Source organism: Corallococcus sp. 4LFB, from assembly GCF_046520365.1.
GTDB lineage: Bacteria > Myxococcota > Myxococcia > Myxococcales > Myxococcaceae > Corallococcus > Corallococcus caeni.
Genome location: NZ_JBKGHJ010000814.1, coordinates 1 through 2,392, shown reverse-complemented (window position 1 = coordinate 2,392; position 2,392 = coordinate 1). Strand labels below are relative to the sequence as shown.

The 2,392-nt window shown below is 73.2% G+C and carries 4 protein-coding genes and 1 pseudogene; all 5 read left to right on the top strand.

Annotated elements, in window-relative coordinates; genetic code table 11:
- Positions 1 to 222 precede the first annotated feature (222 nt).
- Positions 223 to 579, top strand: coding sequence for a hypothetical protein (locus tag ACLEQD_RS41460; RefSeq protein WP_410391425.1), 357 nt, complete (start codon positions 223 to 225; stop codon positions 577 to 579).
- 94 nt (positions 580 to 673) lie between these two features.
- Positions 674 to 1,276 (top strand): NapC/NirT family cytochrome c, encoded by a 603-nt coding sequence (locus ACLEQD_RS41455; RefSeq protein ID WP_410391424.1) that lies wholly within the window; start codon positions 674 to 676, stop codon positions 1,274 to 1,276.
- Complete coding sequence (locus ACLEQD_RS41450) at positions 1,273 to 1,470, top strand: hypothetical protein (RefSeq protein ID WP_410391423.1); 198 nt, start codon at positions 1,273 to 1,275, stop codon at positions 1,468 to 1,470. Before ACLEQD_RS41455 ends, ACLEQD_RS41450 begins: the two co-directional genes overlap by 4 nt.
- Positions 1,467 to 1,808, top strand: coding sequence for a c(7)-type cytochrome triheme domain-containing protein (locus ACLEQD_RS41445; protein ID WP_410391422.1), 342 nt, complete (start codon positions 1,467 to 1,469; stop codon positions 1,806 to 1,808). The genes ACLEQD_RS41450 and ACLEQD_RS41445 overlap by 4 nt, the downstream gene beginning before the upstream one ends.
- Positions 1,795 to 2,392: pseudogene (locus ACLEQD_RS41440) on the top strand (hypothetical protein); the annotation flags it as partial. The gene ACLEQD_RS41445 and the pseudogene ACLEQD_RS41440, both read left to right, overlap by 14 nt.

Here is a 2,392-nt window from a genome sequence, read left to right as displayed (position 1 = left end):
GCGGTCGGGGCCCGGCAGGCATCGAGGGCGCCCCGCGTCCACCGGGCCGGCAGGAAATGCGCGGGGCTCGTAGCGCTCGCGCAACAATTGCGCCCGGGCTCGCGCCGCCGGGCGCGGCCTTGCCCGGCCGCGGGGAGGGCGCGGGGGCCCGGCGGCGGCATGAAGCTTGAAGTGTCGGGAGTCAGTCAGTCAGTCCCCTCCCGCTCGCTGGAGCCATCGCCCATGTCGCCCCCGTCCTCCTGGTCCGCGCCTCGCGGAGTCCTGCTCGCCGCGCTCCTCACCGCGGGCTGCGCGGGCTCCACGCGGGAGACGCGAGCGGAGCGCTCCGCGCCCCTGCCGCCTCCGCCCACGTCGGTGGCGCTCACCGTGGGCTACGAGGAGGCGGTGAGGCTGGGGGCGGCGTACGCGCGGAACCAGGGTCCGGCCCTGGAGCTGGTGATGGCGAAGCAGGGGGCGGCGTCCTGGTGGCTGCGCTTCGCGTCGCCGGAGGGCCACTCCCTGCTGGACCTGCGCGTGGACGGGCACACGGCGGCGGTGGAGCCCATCCCGCTGCCTCCGCCCCGCCCTCGCGCGGAGTGAGCCCGCCCGAAGACGGCGTCCTTTCATCCACTGACCCCCTCAAGTAAACGGGACCGGATCCCCAGGTCCCCCGGAGGCTGCACTGGCGACTCTCATGATGGTGCTGCTCGGCGCCGTGGCGGTGATGGTGGCGATGATCGCCTACGCCGCGGGGCATCTCACCGCGAACGGGCTGGGGCGCCTGGTGCTGCTCGGCGGGCTGGCCCTGCTGCCGCTGGCCGTCAGCGGGGCCGGGGTCGCGGTGGGCGTGCACGAGTCGAGCGAGACGCAGTTCTGCATGGGCTGTCACGAGATGGAGCGCTACGGGCAGAGCCTGTTCGTGGACAACCCCAACGCCCTGGCCGCGGTCCACTACCAGAAGCGCCTCATCAGCCGCGACTCCACCTGCTTCTCCTGCCACACGGACTACGCGCTCTTCGGGGACGCGAAGGCCAAGCTCAACGGCCTGCGGCACGTCTGGGTCCATTACTTCGGGACCGTCCCCCCGGAGCCCCGGCTCTATCAGCCGTATCCCAATTACAACTGTCTCCACTGCCACAATGATGCGCGCGGGTACCTGGAGGGCGGGCCGCACCGGGAGCTCCAGGCGGAGCTGCGGAGCGGGGCACGCTCGTGCCTGACCTGCCACGACGTCGCGCATGACCTGGAGGGCGTGAAGGCCCAGAACTTCTGGCTGCCGGAGCGACAGCGTCCATGAGCCACGAGAAGCGCATCCGGGTGGCGGCCCTCTTCGTCCTGGCGGGGCTGCTGGTCCAACTGTTCACACGCCTCGCCTGGTCCCCGCTGGCCTTCGTGGTGTCCACCGCGGTGGGCGTGCCCCTGGTCCTGCTGGGCATCCTGCTCTACGGCATCACGGTCTGGAGGATCTTGAAGGAGCAGAAGGCCCTATGAGGTCCTCCACGTCCGCGCTCCTTCGTCGGGGACCGTGGCGGGTGGGGCTCGTCGCCCTCCTGCTGCTCACGACCCCCATCTTCGCCGTGAACTCGCCGCAGGACGTCCGGCTGCCTCCGCTCAAGGAGCGCGCCGCGCCCCCTCCGGCGCTGTTCTCCCACTGGGGACACAACTCCCTTCACTGCTACAGCTGTCACCCCGGCACCTTCCCGCAGGCCCGGCTGGGCTTCACCCACCAGGACATGCGGGAGGGGCGCTACTGCGGACGCTGCCATGACGGTCGTGCCGCGAAGGCCCAGGGCTCCATGAACTGCGAGGCGTGCCATGCGCGTCATTGACCCGGGCACGTGGACGCTGCTCGCCTGCGCGCTGGTGCTGTCCGCCCCCAGCCCCACGCGGGCGCAGTCGCAGGAGGAGCAGCGGCGGCGGCTCCAGGAGCGGCTGGGAATCAAGCCGCCCCCCGCGCAGCCCGCGCCCGACGCGGGCGTCGCCGCTCCGGCAACGCCGTCCCCCACGGAGGCCACGCGGACTCCCGCCGCGCCACCGGCCCGCACTCCCGCCAGCGCGCCTCGGCCGCGCGTGCCGGGCTTCGCGGAGGACGCCCGGCCCATCCTGGAGAAGGCGTGCGGGAACTGCCACGGCCCGGGGGGAATGGCGTCCCGGTCCCGCTGGGTGCTCAAGGGTGAGCCGGCGGACTACGAGGCCACCCTGCGCTTCGTGCAGCCCGCCACCCCCGCCCAGAGCCCGCTGCTCAAGAAGGGCACCGGCACCACGCTCCACGGAGGCAGGAAGGCCCTCGCCGTGGAGTCGGCGGAGTACGCCACGCTCCTGCGGTGGATTGAAGGTGGCGCCCCGCCCGGCAAGGCCCGCGGCGCACAGGCCACGGCCGAGGCCGTCCCTGGCGCTCCCCGGCCCTCCCACG

Coding starts and splice junctions, on each gene's coding strand:
- ACLEQD_RS41460 (WP_410391425.1), top strand. CDS start 223: ATGTCGCCCCCGTCCTCCTGGTCCGCGCCTCGCGGAGTCCTGCTCGCC.
- ACLEQD_RS41455 (WP_410391424.1), top strand. CDS start 674: ATGATGGTGCTGCTCGGCGCCGTGGCGGTGATGGTGGCGATGATCGCC.
- ACLEQD_RS41450 (WP_410391423.1), top strand. CDS start 1,273: ATGAGCCACGAGAAGCGCATCCGGGTGGCGGCCCTCTTCGTCCTGGCG.
- ACLEQD_RS41445 (WP_410391422.1), top strand. CDS start 1,467: ATGAGGTCCTCCACGTCCGCGCTCCTTCGTCGGGGACCGTGGCGGGTG.